This is a genomic window from Streptomyces lancefieldiae (genome assembly GCF_031845825.1).
Classification (GTDB): domain Bacteria; phylum Actinomycetota; class Actinomycetes; order Streptomycetales; family Streptomycetaceae; genus Streptomyces; species Streptomyces lancefieldiae.
This window is the reverse complement of sequence record NZ_JAVRFH010000282.1, coordinates 1-532: the sequence shown is the minus strand read 5'-3', so window position 1 is coordinate 532 and position 532 is coordinate 1. Positions and strand designations below refer to the sequence as shown.

Here is a 532-nt window from a genome sequence, read left to right as displayed (position 1 = left end):
GCACCCGTCAGCACCGGATGCGCGCCGGCCTCCACGAACACCCCGAAACCATCCCCGAGCAGACGCTCCACCGTCTCCTGGAACCGCACCGGCCGACGCAGATTCCGCAGCCAGTACCCCGCATCCAGACCCGCCGTATCCACGACGCCGGCCTCCACCGTCGAGTAGAACGGAATCTCACCCGTACGCGGACGGATACCGGCCAGGACCTCCTCCAGCTCACCACCCAACGCCTCCACATGCACCGAGTGCGAGGCATAGTCCACCGGCAGACGACGCGCCCGCACCCCCTCCGCCCCACACCCCGCCACGAACCTCTCCACCGCCTCCGTGTCACCCGCGACCACCGTGGCCGTCGGCCCGTTCACCACCGCCACACCCAAACGCCCCGCCCACCCCGCCAACCGCTCCTCCACCACAGCCACCGGCAACGCCACCGACGCCATCCCACCCCGCCCCGCCAGCACACGCCCGATCAACCGCGCACGCAACACCACCACCCGCGCCCCGTCCTCCAACGACAGACCACCCG

The 532-nt window shown here is 71.1% G+C and carries 1 protein-coding gene; it reads right to left on the bottom strand.

Annotation, left to right across the window (positions count from 1 at the left end; genetic code table 11):
* The coding region (locus tag RM812_RS42145) for an acyltransferase domain-containing protein (protein WP_311586298.1) at positions 1–532 on the bottom strand (532 nt) is incomplete at both ends.